Genomic DNA, 17,331 nt, shown 5'->3' on the forward strand with positions numbered 1-17,331 from the left:
GACTTGCATGAATTATTTTTTATATTGAATTAGCCATGCCACAAAATACAATATTGTTTGAGTGTCATTATATATATAAGTTTAGAAGAGTCAAGGGGAAAGACCATTTTTTAACTATTTTTTATGGAGCTTATTTAACATAATAAAATTTGACTTATTTAGCCTTTTATGATACAATTTTTTTAATATAACGATGGAGGGATATTCAAAATGAATAAATTTATGATACTTACAGTTCTTATGCTTACTGCTCTTTCAGGATGTGGAACTATATATGAGCCAGATCCGGTTGGCACAGGCTATGACATAAACGAACTTAAATTATCTCCTTGTGCTTGCATGCAAGTAATGAACCTTGCATAAGTCCTTTTAAAGGAATAAACATGGGCAATAAAAAGGATAATATCAAAAAAGATAAATATCAAGAAACCCCTATATATCCAACAGAATTTCACACGAGAACCTTTCCTCAAAGAGTTTATATTTGGATTATAGAGAGGTTTGTTTCTATTGCCTGCATACTTGTTCTTTTGTCTGCAATTCAAGCTATTTATATATTTGCCAAAATCAGCACAGTTGAAAAGTCTAACATATATTTTGTATATTGGGATGAATATGAAAATAGATTTAAAGAAAAAGAATTTATTGATGAATTCCATAAAAACGAAGTGAAAATACCTATATATCAAATAACCGCTCAAGAAACTTTAGAAAAGGCTGTTGTTGATAGATATCAAATATCATCCAATGAAATAAATAATGAAAAAAAATGGTGCGGGTGTGAAAAAGAAATATTAGATAGAAAAAAAGCAGCTATATTTACTGATGACTGTTTTATATGTAGACATTCATCAAATAATGAATGGACAATATTCTCGAATGGCATTCTTCAGGAAAACTTAGAAATATTTAACTCTGGAAAAACTAGAAAAGTTGTTTTATTAGAAACAAATATTCTGAATAGTTATGATGCGTATCTTAGACCTAAAGAAACATTTTTTAATAAAATTGCTACGGAGGCTATGAATTTCTTTAATGTTACCAAAAAGAAAGAAGAATTTCTTGCTCAATATATTATGGAAGTCAAATTTGCATTGATACAATATGATAAAAATGGGAAAAAAGAATGGGCGGAGATATTATCCTCAATAGCCCAGATAACTTCTAGAAGTAAGGATTATGGAGACAGAGTTTATGGATTCGTAATAGATGAGCTAGATACTAATTTTGTACCTCAAAAAGAGATGTACTTTAAAAAATATTTAGAGGAGTTAAGAAATTATGAATAAAGCTCCTGAATTTAAATTGATATCTTTCATTGTTGTTATAGTAGCCCTTATAATGATGCTGTTGAATTCTGTATTGACTATATTTATTTTTGATATGACAAAAGGGTTTCAAACTGGTGACTTAAAAAGCCTATCAATAACTGGATTAAAAACCAAGGAAGCAATAATACCTAAAGAAATTGAAATATATTCATCTTCTGAAAATATGTTCAATGCCATACCTATGTCCAACAACATATCTCAAGAGAAGAAAACTCAATTTATCCAAAAGCTTATAAAACAATATCTTATAACTAGATATACAATAAATGGAAATCAATTCTTAATGAATAAGAACATGGGGGAGATGCATCTCAAGCATAAAAAAGGATGTCCTAGAAAACTTGTCAGTCCTATTTATATGTGGAGCATGACATTTTCTGATGCTGGAGAAAGAAAATATCCTTCCGTTTTAGGTAGCGGAGCTAAAGATGATGCATCTCAAGCCTGGATAGAATTTCTTGAAAAAGAAGTTCCAGACATAAAATCTAAAATGAATGCTGGAATAACTAGATCTGTTGAAATACTTCAAGTTCCATATAAAGACGGAGATTGGTGGAAAACAAAAATTAGATTGATATATAGAAATGATATAGAATTTACTAGAGAAGTTTACGAAGATTTCAATATATCTATGGAAGTTATTTTTGCACCAAAAGATAAGAAATTACTAAAAAAAGAACACTATCCATTTAGGCTAGCAAACCTTGCGGAAAGCTTTGGAGATCCTTATATTATGTTTGGATTTCATGTAATACAACTAGTTAAAGAAAAAGAATAAGTTTTACAAGGTTTTAAATAGGGGTAAAATTCTTGTAAAAAATCTCATTTTCTGTTATAATTGTTTTTGGTAGGGAAAAACATGAGCGAGAATAAAGTTAAAATAAAAAATACAAAGACTATGTCTGAGGAAAAAAAATTCTTTTGGATTTCAAAAGTTCTTTTTCTATTTACAGCCATAGCTGCCATTTCAAATATAATTTTATTCTTTGTCGCAACAAACTTAGTTCCAAATATTAAAGTTCAACCATTCTTTATTGAGAGTAAAAATTTAGCTGAAAAAGATATTTTAGTATACAAAGATTATAGAAAAGACCTATCTAGAAGAAATGTTAAGAATGAACAAGAATTCTATAAAATAAAACCAAATTCAGCGTCATTTAAAATTGCAGAAAACAATATCAAAAAATATATCATAGATAGAGAAACAATTGTAAGAGATACTGAGTCTATGTTTAATAACTGGGGAAATGAAAGTGATGTATTTTATTTTTCTTCAGAAGAAATATATAAAAAGTTTTCTGAGACTAAAACCTTTAGATCTGTAATTGAACAACAAAGAGATCTTGGCTGGAATAAGATTGTTGAAATAAAAGAGCTTAAATTTCATTCTAGAGCAAATGAATGGATAGCTGATGTTATATTTAGATATATTCAACCAAATGGAATGCCTTTCAAAACTCTTGAGAAAAGGATAGTTCTTGAAGTTGGTTTCAACCTTAACGAATTAAAAAGAAATAAAGACAACATGTATAAAAATCCTTTAGGATTTACTGTTGAAAAATACTTTTATACTTCAGTTAACAAGGCACCATAGTTGTTGCTAAAAAAGTCTTGTTTAGAACACCTATTTTGTAGTATAATAGTTTTAAAAGGAAGGAAATTAAAATGAAAAAGATCTTTTTATTTTTAGGAGCTTTAAATCTTTGCTTATTTTCTGGAAATAGCAAATCTTTTGCTGAGGGAGAATATACAAATTCTGGATTTGGTACTCAAACTGCATGGAGCAACCCAGAACAAAATATTGGTGAAGGACAAATTAAACCTGGATATGCCAGAATAGATTGGGAACCAGGAAAAGTTATGCCTGTTAGATTGAGAGATGGTATGATAACTCTTATAAATCTACCTACTTGGGAAAAGATTGAAGATGCATATATTGGAGATAAGGACTTCTTCGATGGTAGAGCTGTGGAAAAAAATACCTTCATGATATCTCCTGTTGATGGAAGATCAGTGGCTGATACAAATATGGTTCTATTTGGTAAATCTGGTAATAAATATGTCTTCTATCTTAAATCAGAACCAATTAATACTGGAACTATAACTAATTCTGAAATCGAGATTATAGTTCCTAATTCTTACAAAGGTAAAAAATCCGTTATTGGAGGAGCTTCTTCTAGTGCTGGTAAATCAAATTTAACTTCTCTATTTGCTAAATCAGCATCTGGATCTGCCGGTGATGAAGCTTGGGAAGGTGAAGATTTTGGTTGGATTAAAAATATACCTGTTGACCCATCTCAATTTAGATTCGATATGGATATATTTGTTCCAAATCCTGATGATTATGTAATCGCACCTGAAAGAGTTTGGAGAGATAAAATCTTTACTTACATTGATTTTGGTGAAAAAGCTTTACACATGAACCAAAGACCAGCTGTTTCAATACTTGTTGAAGGTGGTGAAGCGCCTGTTGGATTTAGAACTGAAGGACCTCTTTCTAGATTAATAGTTGTTGAAGCTATTGGTGACTTTGTTCTTAGATCTGGTCAAAGAATTGTATGTATTAAGAAAAGATCTAAGCCGTTCTTAGCTTCTGCTCCAACAATAAATAGTAACTTTACTCTACCTCAATCAGTAAAGAACTTAGCTAATGGTAATTATACAAATATTCAAACACAATCTGCTGTTTCGCAAGAAGTTAACAATGGACAAGCTGGCTTTGGGTTCTTCAATCCAAATTCAATGCCTGCCATAAATAATGTGACCTCTCAACAAAGCAATTTCCAAACATCTTCTAGTTATACTCAAGTAAACTATGATGAAGAGTACAGAAGAAATGATGCAAGAACAAATGGATCTTATCTGCCAGATCATTACGTTCCTTTAGTTGAGCAAAAGACTGTTTCTTACGCTGTTGAAATTAAAAAAGGCGATTCAATAAAAGAATTAGAAAAATCTTGGGAAGCAATGTCTGCTGGAAAAGGAAATATGCTTTCTAGATACCAAGATAGAGTTTTCTATTCTCTTGAAGACGAAGGCGTTGATGAGTTAGGTTCTAATCTATACCATGGAAATGAAGTTTATAGATTAAGAATTGGACCATTTGAAGAAATTGATGAACCAGATGAACTTTGTAAAAAACTTTCTGGATTTAGAATTAATTGTAAAGTTGTTAGAATTCAATAATTTCATAAGGAAATAAAATGCCTTTAAACAATAAAGATAATAATAAAGATAATGCTGGCTCTATCAAATCAAATGTTGATAAGGGCCATGCAGTTCATATAGACAAGAGCAGTATTATTATGCTTCTTGTTTCTATAGCTTTAATAGCTGTATTTGTTGTGGGCATAAAAAATAATACTCCTGACAACAATATTGAAACTCCAGACCTTGAAGAAATTGAAAAAAAATCAGAAAGAATTGTTTTAGCTATTGAAGATGAAGTTGAAGATATAGAAATTATCAAACCATATATTGCCCCTAGCCTTTTCATAAACAATGAAGATTCTATTAGACTAGATAATGTTGAAGCTGGAAAGCTTGAACAAGATACATTATCTTTAGAAGCTGCTGAAGCTCCTCTTAAAATAGATAGTGTTGAGTTATCCTCAGAAATAGATTCTTTAGTTTTAAATGAAAATTGCTCAGGCTCTGAAATCTTTGAGCCTGGGGAAGGTTGTTATATTTCTTTAGAATGGACTCCAAAAAAAACTGTTAATAGAAATCTGTTCATGATAATTAAATGGAAGGCAGTAGAAGCAAATGAAGATGGAGTTATATTTAAAGAAAATAAAAAAATTAATATATCTCTTTCATCTTTCGAAGCTGAATTAGAAGATGAAGTTATAGAAGAGGAAGAAATTGTAGAAGAACCTTCTATAACTGAAAGTGAAATGACTGTTTCAGTTGGACCTGCGCCTGAAAAATGGGACTTAAACTGTTATAAATTTGCGGCTGAAGCTCATGATTTTACAGGAACATTCTTAGGATGGATACAAGTTAATAGGAATGTTTACTCTCCTGATTGCTCAAAGATTATTGGTATACTTCAAGATTCTGGTGAAGTTTTAGAAGTTGGAACTGGTAAATCAATAGGAAGAGGTCCTTCTATGTCTGGAAAAGAAGGTGAAGACAAAATGAGATCTAGACAACAAATTCCAGATGATTCTATTCTATCTTTTTCTGATCAAGTTTCCGAGTCTGATAAAGAGGCTCTTTGGGTTGAAGCTATGAAAAACAGAGCTCTAGCAAAAGCTGAAGATCCTAGAAAGGATATGTCTAAGGGGGCTGATTTATATAGAGCCGATGACCCACTAGATATATTATCAAAAGTGCCTAATGAACTAAACTTATTTAAGGCTGGAGCCATTAGAGCAACAGTTCCTGTTAATGCCACATATCTATTAAGGGCTGATAAACCAATACCTGCAGTTATAAATACAGCAATAAGAACTTCTAGACTTGGAACCGGGCAACCTGTTTCTGCTACAATTGAAAGAAACGTTTATGGTGGTAAGGGCAGAGTTATAATTATTCCTGCTGGAACTCAAGTATATGGAAGTGTTTCAGGTGGAGGCAATGATTCTTCTGGCACTTCTCTGGGTGGAAAAGATTTTACAAAAGCATATGATAAAATTAATATAACTTGGAATAAAATGATTAGACCGGATGGAGCTGAATTTAATCTGAGTAATACAAGAAGTGCGGATGCTCAAGGAAGAATGGGTGTTCCTGGGAAAAGAGATACTAGTTATATAAATGATGTATTAGTAACTCCATTCCTTACGTCTGCATTACCTGCATTTATGGAATTAGCAGCTGGAGATGATAAAGATATTTCTCAAGAAGGTGTTGGTACCGTTGCTACTATAAAAACTGCTAAATCTAAAGCTGTTGGAGCGTTTAAGGATGCTTTCATGCCTGCGATGGAACAATTAATTAACCAATCATTATCTAACACCATAGATCCAGAACTTATTGTACCTGCTGGAACTAGAATTACTATTTTTGTTGGTGCAGATATGTCTGTTTGTTGGTCTGATGATCCCGACGCTCCTTGCTGGGGTGGATGATAATTAAAAACCTCTCAAAAATGAGAGGTTTATTTTTTTAATTATTTGTATTTCCATCACCTGTTTTCAAGGCTTCTATAAATGCCTTTTGTGGAATTTCAACATTACCAAATAATCTCATTTTCTTCTTACCCTTCTTTTGTTTCTCTAAGAGTTTTCTTTTACGAGATATGTCTCCACCATAACACTTGGCTTTCACGTCTTTACGGAATGCAGCGATTGTTTCTCTGGCAATAATCTTTCCACCTATGGCTGCTTGAAGCGGTATTTTAAACATATGTCTTGGAATTAGATCTTTTAGTTTTGCACATATGGCCCTACCCCTTGCCTCTGCCTGAGATCTGTGAGACATGAAAGATAAAGCTTCTACATTTTCTTCATTAACAAGAACAGATACCTTTACAAGATCACCTTCTTCAAAACCATCCATTTCATAGTCAAATGATGCATAACCTTTTGAAACTGATTTAAGTCTATCATAGAAGTCGAAGACTATTTCGTTAAGAGGTAATCTGTATACTGCCATAGCTCTACTGCCTACGTAAGTTAGATCTAATTGAACTCCACGTCTTTCAGTACAAAGACTTAGAACTCCCCCCAGATATTCATCTGGCACCATTATTGTAGCTTTAATCCAAGGCTCATCCATAGTTTTTATTTTCATAACATCTGGAAGATCTGCAGGGTTATGTATCATCTTTTCCTCACCATTAGTCATATGAAGTTTATACGCTACTGATGGAGCTGTTGTAATAAGATCTAAATTGAACTCCCTTTGAAGCCTTTCTTGAATAATTTCCATATGAAGAAGGCCTAAGAAGCCACATCTATATCCAAAGCCTAAAGCTGGTGAATTCTCTGTTTCATAGTCAAACGATGAGTCGTTTAATGAAAGTTTTGCTACCGCTTCTTTTAATTGAGGATAGTCCGAAGCATCAACTGGAAATATAGATGAGAAAACTACTGGAATAGATGGTTTAAAACCTTTTAGAGGCTCTTCTGTTCCATTTTTCTCTGTTGTTATTGTGTCTCCAATATTACATTCCGAAAGATTTTTCATACCTGTAATTATAAAACCAACTTCTCCAGATTCTATACTGTCTACTTCTTCCATTTTAGGGGTATAACAACCTACTTTTTCAACTCTATAAGATGTTGCTGTTTTAGATGACATCATTCTAATCTGATCACCTTTCTTAATAGATCCATCAAATACTCTAACTAAAACAATAATACCTAAGTAGCTATCATACCAACCATCTATAATTAATGCTTTTAGTGGGTTTTCTGGTTCTACTTTAGGAGCTGGAAGTTGTTCCACGATAGCCTCCAGAACTGCTGGAATACCTAGACCTGTCTTTGCTGATACTTCCAAGGCATTTGAAGTATCTATACCTATAACATCTTCTATTTGTCTCTTAACTCTATCTACATCTGCCGCTGGTAAATCTACCTTATTCAAAACTGGTATAATTTCATGATCGTTATCCATAGCATGATAAACGTTTGCCAATGTTTGAGCTTCTACTCCTTGAGATGCATCTACAACAAGCAACGATCCTTCGCAGGCGGCTAACGCCCTATTAACTTCATATGCAAAATCCACGTGACCTGGTGTATCAATAAAATTAAATTCATATGTTTCCCCATCTTTAGCATTGTAATTCAGCCTAACAGATTGAGCTTTTATTGTAATTCCACGCTCTCTTTCTATATCCATATTATCAAGAAGTTGTTCTTTCATCTCTCTATCTGTAAGACCTTCACATTCTTGAATAAGTCTGTCAGAAAGCGTAGACTTACCATGGTCTATATGAGCTATGATTGAAAAGTTTCTTATTTTATTATTTGTTGTCATTATTTACTTACCATTCAATATTTTATTCTTTAGTTTGGAAAGATGCCCTTTGGATTTTAGAGCATCTTTCTTTAATAATATTACTTATATATTAAATATTTTTTATAATAGCTTTTTTCTTTTTACCTGCTGCTAAAACAACTTGGCCATCATTTAAATAAGATGTATCTATTTCTAAATTTGCATCTGAGATTTTTTCATCATTAATTTTTGCACCACCTTGATCTATTAAACGACGAACCTCTTTTTTTGAAGCTCCTAAATTACATTCAATAAATAAATCCACTGCATTAAAAGGTCCTGTTGAAAAATCTTTTTCAAAAGTTGGAAGATCTCCTCCAAAATGACCTTTTTCAAAAGCTTCTATAGCTGTTTGTTGAGCTGATATTGCTTCTGCTTCACCCCTACATAGTTTAGTGCATTCAAATGCTAGAATTTTTTTAACTTCATTTAATTCAGCACCTTCATAACTTTCGTACTCTCTTATTTTATCCATAGGCAATTCTGTGAAGATTTTTAAAAGTTTTATAACTTCTGTATCTTCTACATTTCTCCAATACTGATAATAATCATATGAAGATAATTTATCTTCATTTAACCAAACAGCATTACCTTCAGACTTACCCATTTTCTTACCAGAGGCATCTGTTAATATTGGAGCTGATAATACATGGAAATCTTTTTGAACTAGTTTATGCCCAAGTTCAACTCCTGTTATAGCATTACCCCATTGATCAGAACCGCAAAGTTGCATTGTACATCCATATCTTCTGTTCAACTCCACAAAATCATAACCTTGAAGTAGTTGATAATTAAATTCTAAGAAAGACATAGATTGCTCCCTATCAAGACGACTCTTAACGCTATCTTTTGACAACATTTTGTTTATAGAGTAATTAGCCCCTACCTCTCTTAAAAATTCTAAATATCCGATACCTTTAAACCAGTCATAGTTATCAACAAGAACTGAATCCGTCTTGTTTTCACCAAAACTTATAAATTTAGAATAAGATTTTTTAAGGCCATCTGAATTGTTTTTTATAATTTCGTCAGATAGGAAAGGTCTTTGAGTGTCTTTTCCTGAAGGATCTCCAATTCTACCTGTAGCCCCACCAACTAACATAAGAGGTTTATTTCCACATTTTTGAAACCATCTCATAATCATAACTGGCACTAAATGTCCCACATGAAGACTATCTCCTGTTGGATCTGACCCTAGATAACCCACACAAGGATTTCCTGTTTTTTCAGCATCCAATAAAACCCTGTCCATTTCTTCAAAATCAGAACATTGGTTTAGAAAGCCTCTTTCCTGTAAAATATTCATAAATTTCGATTTGAAATTCATCTCCATGTTATAACCTCTTTCGTTAATTTTTATTTTATAATTAGAATGGTAATTTCATTCCACCTGGTAATGAAGCTCCGGCTTTTTCCATACCTTTCGACATAGCTTCTTCAGCTTTAAACAAAGCTCCATTCACTGTTGATAGGATCATATCTTCCAATAAATCTTTATCATCTTTAAGAGCGTTGAACCCTTCATCAGATATTTTTAAAGAAACTAATTCTTTTTTCCCTGAAACTTTAACTGAAATCATTTCTCCATTAGAAATGTTTTCAAAAATAGTATTTTCTATCTCTTTTTGTGTTTTCTCAACTTCTTTTTGCATGTTTTGAGCTTGTCTCATTATCATATTTAGATCCATTGTTTTTCTCCCTTTTTTATTTTAGATACAAACTGTTTTAATTATACTAGTTCTCTTCTATTTTATCAACTTTTAAATCCCCGAATGCTCCGAAGATAGATTTAACTATAGCAGATTCTTTTTTAACATCTTCTATAACCTTACTTTGATTGTCCTTTTCTTCATCTACAATTGTCTTTCCATCAACGCTCTCTACAAGATTAATGTAAGTGCCATAATTCTCTTCGGCATAAGACTTAATTGATTTAAATGAAGATTTCTTTGAAGGATCTTTTAGACCTATGCTAATATTCAATTTATCATTAACTTCTTCAATTGAAGATAAAATAAAGTTTCCTTCTACTTCAAGAGCTAACATCAATTCTTTATCTTTTTTCAACTCTTTAGATAATGATTTTAATGGCTCCTCTTTATCTATTATAAAAGATGGAACCTTTGGAAGTTCATTTTTAACCACTTCTTTTTCTGAAAGTTTACTAACACTAGAAGTTTCAACATTAGCTATATTTTTTTTTTGCGCCTCAATTTGAAGCTCTCCATTTTCTAACTTTTCTATCAGTTTTTCCAATGGTGGTTGTGAAGAAATATAACTTCCTTTAACTAGAATCATTTCTAAAGTTTGGAAGTTTCTATCCGTAGACTTCATTTCATCAAAACCTTTTGTTAAAATTTGCCAAAGATTTATCAACTTAGAAATTTCTATTTTTCTAGACAATTCTTCTACTTTATCAGCTTCTGTCTTTGTAAGGTGAAGATTGCTTTTGTATTCTGGTATAATTCTCAACTTAACTATATTATGAACATATTCCATAAGGTCGCTTAATATCATAAATGTATCAGCACCTTTTTTATATAATTCATTTAATATTTTTAAACTTTCTTGAACTTCACCTGAAATCATATATTCAAATATCTTTAGTATAGATTCTTTATCAGAAACACCTAAGATTTCTTTTGTTTTTTCAGAAGATAGTTCTCCATCACTATTTGAAATAGCTTGATCCAACAATGAAAGACCATCTCTGGCAGAACCACCCGCTGCTCTAGCTATGATAGAAATAGATTCTTCATCTGATTTGATTGATTCCTTGTCCAATATATCGTTAAATAATTCAGTAAGTTCTGAAACTTCTATTCTTGATAGGCTAAATTTTTGACATCTTGATAAAATAGTTATAGGAACTTTATTTATCTCCGTTGTGGCAAAAATGAATTTTGCATGAGAAGGAGGTTCTTCAAGAGTCTTCAACAATGCGTTGAAAGCACTTTTACTCAACATGTGAACCTCGTCAATTATATATATTTTATATCTAGCTACCACAGGCTTATATTGAACTTCCTCTATGATTTTTCTAACGTCATCCACTCCGGTGTGAGATGCCGCGTCCATTTCTATAACATCTATATGACTACCAGCTTCAATAGATTTACAATTTTCACATATGCCACAAGGCTTAATAGTAGGACCTTCTGTCTTTCCATCTGTGCCTGTACAATTTAAAGACTTAGCAAATATTCTTGCCGAAGAAGTTTTTCCAACACCTCTAACCCCTGTCATCATATATGCATGGGCTATTTTTTCTTGCTCTATAGCATTTGTTAATGTTTGGACAAGCACATCCTGACCCTTTAATTCTTCAAAGTTTTTTGGTCTATATTTGATGGCTAGAACTTTATAATTTTCGTTTTTTACTTCTTCTTTCTTATTCGACATTTATTTAACCTTACGATAATAACTTATATTTTCCTTGATGTTTATTATTTTACAAGCTAAAACTATAAAAAACAAGTTTAAAAAGGTGTGCCATGTCTATTTTTAATAAGGATGAAATTTCAATATACTTTCATGTACCATTTTGCAAAAACAAATGCCCTTATTGTGATTTTAACTCATATACAAACATATCTGAATTTAATGAAGATGAGATTGTTTACTGCTATAAAAAGCACATAGAATATTGGAGGGCTGCTGTTGGAGATAGATCCGTAGGTTCTATATTTTTTGGAGGAGGAACGCCTTCCATACTAAGAACATCGTCTTTGGAAAATATAATAAATTCTGTCAGGGACAATTTTAGACTCTCTGATGAATGTGAAATATCTATAGAGGTTAACCCAAATTCCGTTGATGAAGAAATATTTAAAAAATATGTGAAAATTGGAATTAACAGACTTTCAATAGGTGTTCAATCTCTAAGCAAAAAAGATCTAAAATTCCTAGGCAGATCACACTCTGTTGAAGATGCTATAGATGCTATAAAAACAGCAAAAAAATATTTTAAAAATATGTCTGCTGACTTTATTTATTCACTTCCCGAGCAAGACGCTGAGAATTGGGGAAAAGAATTGAACGAAATTATCAAATTAGATCTTCCTCACTACTCATTATACCAGCTAACCATAGAAGAAAACACTCCTTTCGGAAGGGCGAAAATAAAAATTCCACAAGATGAAAAATCTTTAAAATTATTTTCTTTAACTAGAAATCTTATGAAAGAAAACTTAATAGAAGCTTATGAAGTTTCAAACTTTTCTAAAGATGGATTTGAATGTAAACACAACAAAAAATATTGGGATGGAAGTTCTTATATAGGCATTGGCGCTGGCGCTCATGGGCGAGTATTTTTAGGAGATAAATGGCTTGCAACAGAAAATTGCAAATCACCAAAAAAGTGGATTGAAAGCATAGATAGACCTGTCGAATCATATAAAACTTTTGAACTAAATGAAAATGAACGAGTTGAAGAAATACTAATCACATCCCTTAGAACAAAATATGGATTTGAATATTCTAAATACAAAAAACAGATATCTCTTGATTCAGAAAATCTAAAAAGATTCCGAAACAATGGACTTATTGAATTTAATGAGAATAGAATAAGGTTGACTGAAGAAGGAATTCCTATGATAAATTATTTATTACCCAAAATAATATTATAGCTCTTCATGTTCATCTGGAGTTTCATTTTCTTCAGCACCATCTTTAGATTTTTTATCAGCTCGCCTTCTTTGTCTCTTGAATAAAGAATATTCATTATTTAATCCAAGCTGTTTAAGAAGCTTTTCTGTTTCAGCGATTTCATTATCAACATTTTCTTGAGAAAACAAATCATCCCCCTCAGTTTCATACATAGAAAATTCTTCTTTCTTAGAAGCCTTCTTCTTCTTTTTTACTTTCCTCTCATTTGACTTTATCAGCAGATCAATTTGCTTAATTTTCTTTTTTTCTTCTTCAGGTAAGTTTTCTTTTCCATAAAGCTCCAGCCTATCTTTATATTTATTTTTAGCATTAGAAAGAATTGCTCCTTGAGCATCATAAATTTCATCAATAATAACTTTATTATTTATCTCATCAACACCCAATCTTTTGCACTGCCTTTCGAGAACTTTATTTGATTTTAAGTTTTTAAGTTCATTTTGAAGTTCAAAAATTTCTTTAAATTCTTTTTGCAACTTTTGTTTTTTCTCATGACTAAACTCATTGGAAAGATATTCTTTCCCACCCTCTTTATTTCTAGCAACTCTGATAATATCAACAGCTTTATCTTCTATCCATTTCTCGTCATCAAGCCTTCCATTCTTACCCAGAGAAGTATCTTTTACCATATCTTTAAAGCCATCCTCTTTCATCATTTGCTTAGCTTTATGCTCGGCAAATACTTTTTCAACAGCTTCTTTATCTTCTTTTGCAACTTCTTTAGAAATATCCTTAACCTCTTTATTAATGGGACTCTCTGAATTATTCACTGAAGACTTATATTCTTTTTCTAATTCATGATAAGAATTATTATTAGATGCGTCGGCTATTTTATTTTCTATATATCGGTTTTTAACCTTATCTTGAAAATGCTGATCAGATGACATTTCTTCAGGACTTGAATAAAGAGTTCTGGATTTATTAATATCCCCACTTGAAATCATATTATTAACTGTAGATTTTTGATTCGGAGAAAAATCTTTAGCTCTTTCATCGTTAAGAACTTGCTCTTTAAATCTATCTTGACTAGTTGAATCAATGTCATCTACTGCTTTTGATATATAAGCCTCCTGAGCCTCTTCACTTAAATTGGATAAAGGCTCTCCATCATCACCTTCCCCTTGAGAGGTTTCATCCTTAACTATTTCCCTCATAACTTCTTGAACCTCTGAATCTGCAGCTTCTATTCTATTTTGAATCTCTCTCTCAATATCATTAATTTCAGATTGAACATTGTAAGCCTCTACAACCTCTTCAATATTATCAACGCTTTCAGCCTCCTCATATTTCTTCTTAGCATCTCCATACACTTTTTTAACCTTAACAAACTCTGTTTTTACCCCTGAAAATATTTTTTTCCCAGCTGTAAAAAATCTATTTAAAAAGTCATTTTCATAAGTTGTTGAAACGGGAGTTAAATAAACCCCTGTTAATTGAGCTGTCTGCTCTATAAGTCTCATACCTATAATTCCAATACCAGCCATAATGAACATTATATCTAAATTATTCCAGAAAAATAACATAAATGATGAGATGTATCCCCAGGTAGACGTTATTGCCCCTCCATAAAGAACCTCGTCTAATATACTTTTTAAAGTTCTGATATCCCCTTTATACTCATAAGGAGTTTGTAAAAAATGACTGAATATAAAATATATAAAGCTACTTATGACACAAATCATAAATAAATAGCAACAATTAGATATAAACCTATCCTCTATACCCTTTCGAAAATCACCTATTCCTAACACCCCTTTAAACGGATAAGTTATAATTGCAAAAGGAACCAATAGTGCGGCAATAGAAAATTCCATGACTACGTTTAACATTGCAAAAAGAAATTTGAAAGACATCATAAAGAATATTCCCAAAATAAACCAGCCAAATGCTATTATTTTCATATATATGAATTTTAGAGCTTCTCTTGCTTTGTCATATACAATTATTATAACTTCAACAACCTTAACAACAGCATTAACAAGCACTGAAAATGGTCCTGTTAATTTACCTGCAAGCTTAACTAACTTAGGCAATCCTTTTTTAAGAACCAGATTAATGGCCTCGTATTTTAAAAATGCTAAACCAGCCGACACCCCTATTTTGAAACCAAGCTTAAAACCATACGAATATGTTTCTGAAAATCTTTCAGTAAGATATAAAAGCTCTTTTTTTGCGCCCTCTGGAATTAAGGTATTAGTTTCTTGAGTTACGTTTGTATCTCTTTGACTAGCCTCCATAACGTCTTTATGTATCAAACTATGAATTTCTTGCTGCCTAGCTATTTGCCTCTCTCTATTTAAATCCAAGAAACCACTATCATCTTTTTCAATGAATATCTCATCATCAATCTTATTTAAAGTTACACTACCCATTGATGATGCAAAATTAACTAAAGGAGAAACCGTGTATTTAAACAATGTAGTTGATGGCATACTTAAAAATATAAATGCTATCATGATTTTTATAATCATAGTTATCATTTGCTTAACATCGCCTTTATTATCTAAGAAGGCCCCTCCGCCTCCGAAACTGACACCCATTGCTTTTTTTCTATACTCATTAACTAACCAATATAAAAATAAAAGAAATAGAAATGGCTTTAATGCGAATGCTATTTTTTCATATAAGAAAATAAATACACTACCAACCGAGTCGAAAAAGTTACTTATAAGAACACATTCCCAACAACCTAAATCTTTATACACTGCTAACTTTTCATCATTAGAAATCTCTCTTTGAGTTTGCCAGAAAGCCTTTTCCTCTGTATTAGAAACTTGACTTTCTGATGCAATAAACTCGGTATTTAAATTGTCTTGAGCAAAAGAATAGTCGCTTATAGAAAATGCTATAAGTAGAACAAATAAAAATGCTTTTATTCTTTTAAAGACTCTCATTATTTTCTCCAGCTCTTTGATAATTTACCATACCCATCTTTCGACGCTTTTCTTACTTTTGTTATCAATCCATTAGCCATAACCTCTAATGTTTTTCCGACACCTAATACTCCACCATTATATTGGCCTCCCAAAGCCCCTATATAACTATCCATATTACTAAATATCATGAGTATAATTATAGTTAGGAATATTATAGGCAAGAGATCCATGTAACCAGCCGAATCCAACTTTTTATAGCTCAAATAATCCCTATGACAAGACCTTATTTTAGACTCTGAATATCCTGCATACCCATAACTTATATCATTTTTTTCTGAAGACTTAAGGCACTGCTTAAAGAATGTTACAGCCTCCCTTTCCATATCAGAATTACCTCTAAAGTTAGCACCATTTTCATCACCCTTAAATACAAAATAATTTGGGAAAATAACGCTAAAATTATCAGCTGGCTTAGGAAAGTAATAATCGGCCATTTTAAACAAACTAAGATACATAATTGTAAGAGAAATAGAAAATATTATCAACTTTAGAGCGATCTCTTTTAATATTGGAATGGCTGTACTTGTAAATTTACCAAAAATCTCATATGCATAACCTAGGATTAAAAACGGTAAGAAAATTAATATAAGACCTATATCAAATATTATATCTATAAGTTGGAACGGAACTGTTATATAAAGGAAAAACATTAGCACTGTAAAGATTGCCCCCATAAACCAACCTGGAGTTAGAAATGAACTTGTTAATACTAGTGTCTTTCCTGCACTTACACCACTCAACATCATTGCGTCGAAAGATGCTATGTAGCAAAAAAGCTCTTTAGAAACTTCATCTTCGTATATTTTTTCACCACCCTTACTATACTGAAGATTTTTTAAATCTGTCATTTTTGAACAAACGTCTGAATTCATCATCATAGAAGCGGTTCCTGTTCCTACACTCATTATTGGCATAACAGCATACTTCATAACATCAGCTGACCTTACCACTGTTAGCGCGGATAAAACCAACATAACTCTAACTATTTTTTTTATAAGATCTTGATAAAAACTTTGTGGACTGAAACTTGGGTCTAATCCAGCCTTATCAAAAACTATACATTTAAATATTTTAAATACTTTTTCATACAAAATCCAAACAGTTGTTGCAATAAATAAAAATGCTCTCGCCATATCTAAAAGGAAAGATTGAAAATAGTTTCCCATATAAAAGAAAACATCGCTGAATATTGAAAAGATCCCGCAAGACCAGCAGATAGCTCCAGAGTTAACGTTTGAACCTCCATATCCAAGTCCTGAAAGCCAATCATCCAGTGGCATTCCAGGATACCAAGAAACCCCTGGACTTATTTTGTATATTGTAACTATAAGGGCAATTGGAATTAACACTTTAAACACTAAAAAACCAAGTATGGATTTCCACATACCGCTCAGGATACCAACCTGTTTTTTAGCAAAATCTTTTACTTTATCTCCAATAGCCAT

The 17,331-nt window shown here is 31.8% G+C and carries 13 protein-coding genes; 7 read left to right on the forward strand and 6 right to left on the reverse strand.

Annotation, left to right across the window (positions count from 1 at the left end; translation table 11 throughout):
* The first annotated feature begins 210 nt into the window (after positions 1-210).
* The 6 genes from N4A44_02175 to N4A44_02200 all read left to right on the forward strand — a co-directional run bounded on the left by N4A44_02175 (position 211) and on the right by N4A44_02200 (position 6,406).
* Positions 211-363, forward strand: coding sequence for a hypothetical protein (locus N4A44_02175; GenBank protein ID MCT4552450.1), 153 nt, complete (start codon positions 211-213; stop codon positions 361-363).
* Between the two features lie 20 nt (positions 364-383).
* Positions 384-1,289: a hypothetical protein gene (locus tag N4A44_02180; protein MCT4552451.1), complete on the forward strand. Its 906-nt coding sequence runs from the start codon at positions 384-386 to the stop codon at positions 1,287-1,289.
* Positions 1,282-2,109, forward strand: a complete 828-nt coding sequence (locus N4A44_02185) for a hypothetical protein (protein MCT4552452.1) — start codon at positions 1,282-1,284, stop codon at positions 2,107-2,109. Before N4A44_02180 ends, N4A44_02185 begins: the two co-directional genes overlap by 8 nt.
* An 81-nt stretch (positions 2,110-2,190) precedes the next feature.
* On the forward strand, positions 2,191-2,925 hold the full coding sequence (locus tag N4A44_02190) for a type IV secretion system protein (protein ID MCT4552453.1): 735 nt from the start codon (positions 2,191-2,193) through the stop codon (positions 2,923-2,925).
* Positions 2,926-2,996: 71 nt separating this feature from the next.
* A complete protein-coding gene (locus tag N4A44_02195; GenBank protein ID MCT4552454.1) occupies positions 2,997-4,517 on the forward strand; it encodes a TrbG/VirB9 family P-type conjugative transfer protein in 1,521 nt (506 codons plus the stop codon).
* A 17-nt stretch (positions 4,518-4,534) separates the two neighbouring features.
* Complete coding sequence (locus N4A44_02200; GenBank protein ID MCT4552455.1) at positions 4,535-6,406, forward strand: TrbI/VirB10 family protein; 1,872 nt, start codon at positions 4,535-4,537, stop codon at positions 6,404-6,406.
* Between the two features lie 37 nt (positions 6,407-6,443).
* Here N4A44_02200 and lepA read toward each other — a convergent pair whose 3' ends face one another.
* The 4 genes from lepA to dnaX form a co-directional block, all read right to left on the reverse strand.
* Positions 6,444-8,264 carry a translation elongation factor 4 gene (lepA, locus tag N4A44_02205; GenBank protein MCT4552456.1) on the reverse strand — a complete coding sequence of 607 codons (1,821 nt, stop codon included), beginning with the start codon at positions 8,262-8,264 and terminating at the stop codon, positions 6,444-6,446.
* 91 nt (positions 8,265-8,355) lie between these two features.
* The gene (gene tyrS, locus N4A44_02210) at positions 8,356-9,612 is read right to left on the reverse strand and encodes a tyrosine--tRNA ligase (protein ID MCT4552457.1); all 1,257 of its coding nucleotides are present in this window, start codon (positions 9,610-9,612) and stop codon (positions 8,356-8,358) included.
* A 40-nt stretch (positions 9,613-9,652) separates the two neighbouring features.
* On the reverse strand, positions 9,653-9,973 hold the full coding sequence (locus N4A44_02215) for a YbaB/EbfC family nucleoid-associated protein (GenBank protein MCT4552458.1): 321 nt from the start codon (positions 9,971-9,973) through the stop codon (positions 9,653-9,655).
* Positions 9,974-10,019: 46 nt separating this feature from the next.
* Positions 10,020-11,687 (reverse strand): DNA polymerase III subunit gamma/tau, encoded by a 1,668-nt coding sequence (gene dnaX / locus N4A44_02220; GenBank protein ID MCT4552459.1) that lies wholly within the window; start codon positions 11,685-11,687, stop codon positions 10,020-10,022.
* A 92-nt stretch (positions 11,688-11,779) separates the two neighbouring features.
* On the opposite strand from dnaX, the gene hemW reads away from it, so the two are divergent.
* Positions 11,780-12,913: a radical SAM family heme chaperone HemW gene (hemW, locus tag N4A44_02225; GenBank protein ID MCT4552460.1), complete on the forward strand. Its 1,134-nt coding sequence runs from the start codon at positions 11,780-11,782 to the stop codon at positions 12,911-12,913.
* Here the strand turns inward: hemW and N4A44_02230 are convergent.
* Positions 12,908-15,844: a hypothetical protein gene (locus N4A44_02230; protein MCT4552461.1), complete on the reverse strand. Its 2,937-nt coding sequence runs from the start codon at positions 15,842-15,844 to the stop codon at positions 12,908-12,910. The genes hemW and N4A44_02230 overlap by 6 nt on opposite strands.
* Positions 15,844-17,331 (reverse strand): hypothetical protein, encoded by a 1,488-nt coding sequence (locus N4A44_02235; GenBank protein ID MCT4552462.1) that lies wholly within the window; start codon positions 17,329-17,331, stop codon positions 15,844-15,846. Before N4A44_02235 ends, N4A44_02230 begins: the two co-directional genes overlap by 1 nt.

It is taken from the genome of Alphaproteobacteria bacterium (assembly GCA_025210155.1).
In the GTDB taxonomy this organism is placed as follows: Bacteria; Pseudomonadota; Alphaproteobacteria; order Rs-D84; family CASDRH01; genus JAOASE01.

Bases quoted from the DNA above. Each gene is read 5' to 3' on its own strand.
- N4A44_02175 (MCT4552450.1), top strand. From the start codon at position 211: ATGAATAAATTTATGATACTTACAGTTCTTATGCTTACTGCTCTTTCA.
- N4A44_02180 (MCT4552451.1), top strand. From the start codon at position 384: ATGGGCAATAAAAAGGATAATATCAAAAAAGATAAATATCAAGAAACC.
- N4A44_02185 (MCT4552452.1), top strand. From the start codon at position 1,282: ATGAATAAAGCTCCTGAATTTAAATTGATATCTTTCATTGTTGTTATA.
- N4A44_02190 (MCT4552453.1), top strand. From the start codon at position 2,191: ATGAGCGAGAATAAAGTTAAAATAAAAAATACAAAGACTATGTCTGAG.
- N4A44_02195 (MCT4552454.1), top strand. From the start codon at position 2,997: ATGAAAAAGATCTTTTTATTTTTAGGAGCTTTAAATCTTTGCTTATTT.
- N4A44_02200 (MCT4552455.1), top strand. From the start codon at position 4,535: ATGCCTTTAAACAATAAAGATAATAATAAAGATAATGCTGGCTCTATC.
- lepA (MCT4552456.1), bottom strand. From the start codon at position 8,264: ATGACAACAAATAATAAAATAAGAAACTTTTCAATCATAGCTCATATA.
- tyrS (MCT4552457.1), bottom strand. From the start codon at position 9,612: ATGAATTTCAAATCGAAATTTATGAATATTTTACAGGAAAGAGGCTTT.
- N4A44_02215 (MCT4552458.1), bottom strand. From the start codon at position 9,973: ATGGATCTAAATATGATAATGAGACAAGCTCAAAACATGCAAAAAGAA.
- dnaX (MCT4552459.1), bottom strand. From the start codon at position 11,687: ATGTCGAATAAGAAAGAAGAAGTAAAAAACGAAAATTATAAAGTTCTA.
- hemW (MCT4552460.1), top strand. From the start codon at position 11,780: ATGTCTATTTTTAATAAGGATGAAATTTCAATATACTTTCATGTACCA.
- N4A44_02230 (MCT4552461.1), bottom strand. From the start codon at position 15,844: ATGAGAGTCTTTAAAAGAATAAAAGCATTTTTATTTGTTCTACTTATA.
- N4A44_02235 (MCT4552462.1), bottom strand. From the start codon at position 17,331: ATGGCTATTGGAGATAAAGTAAAAGATTTTGCTAAAAAACAGGTTGGT.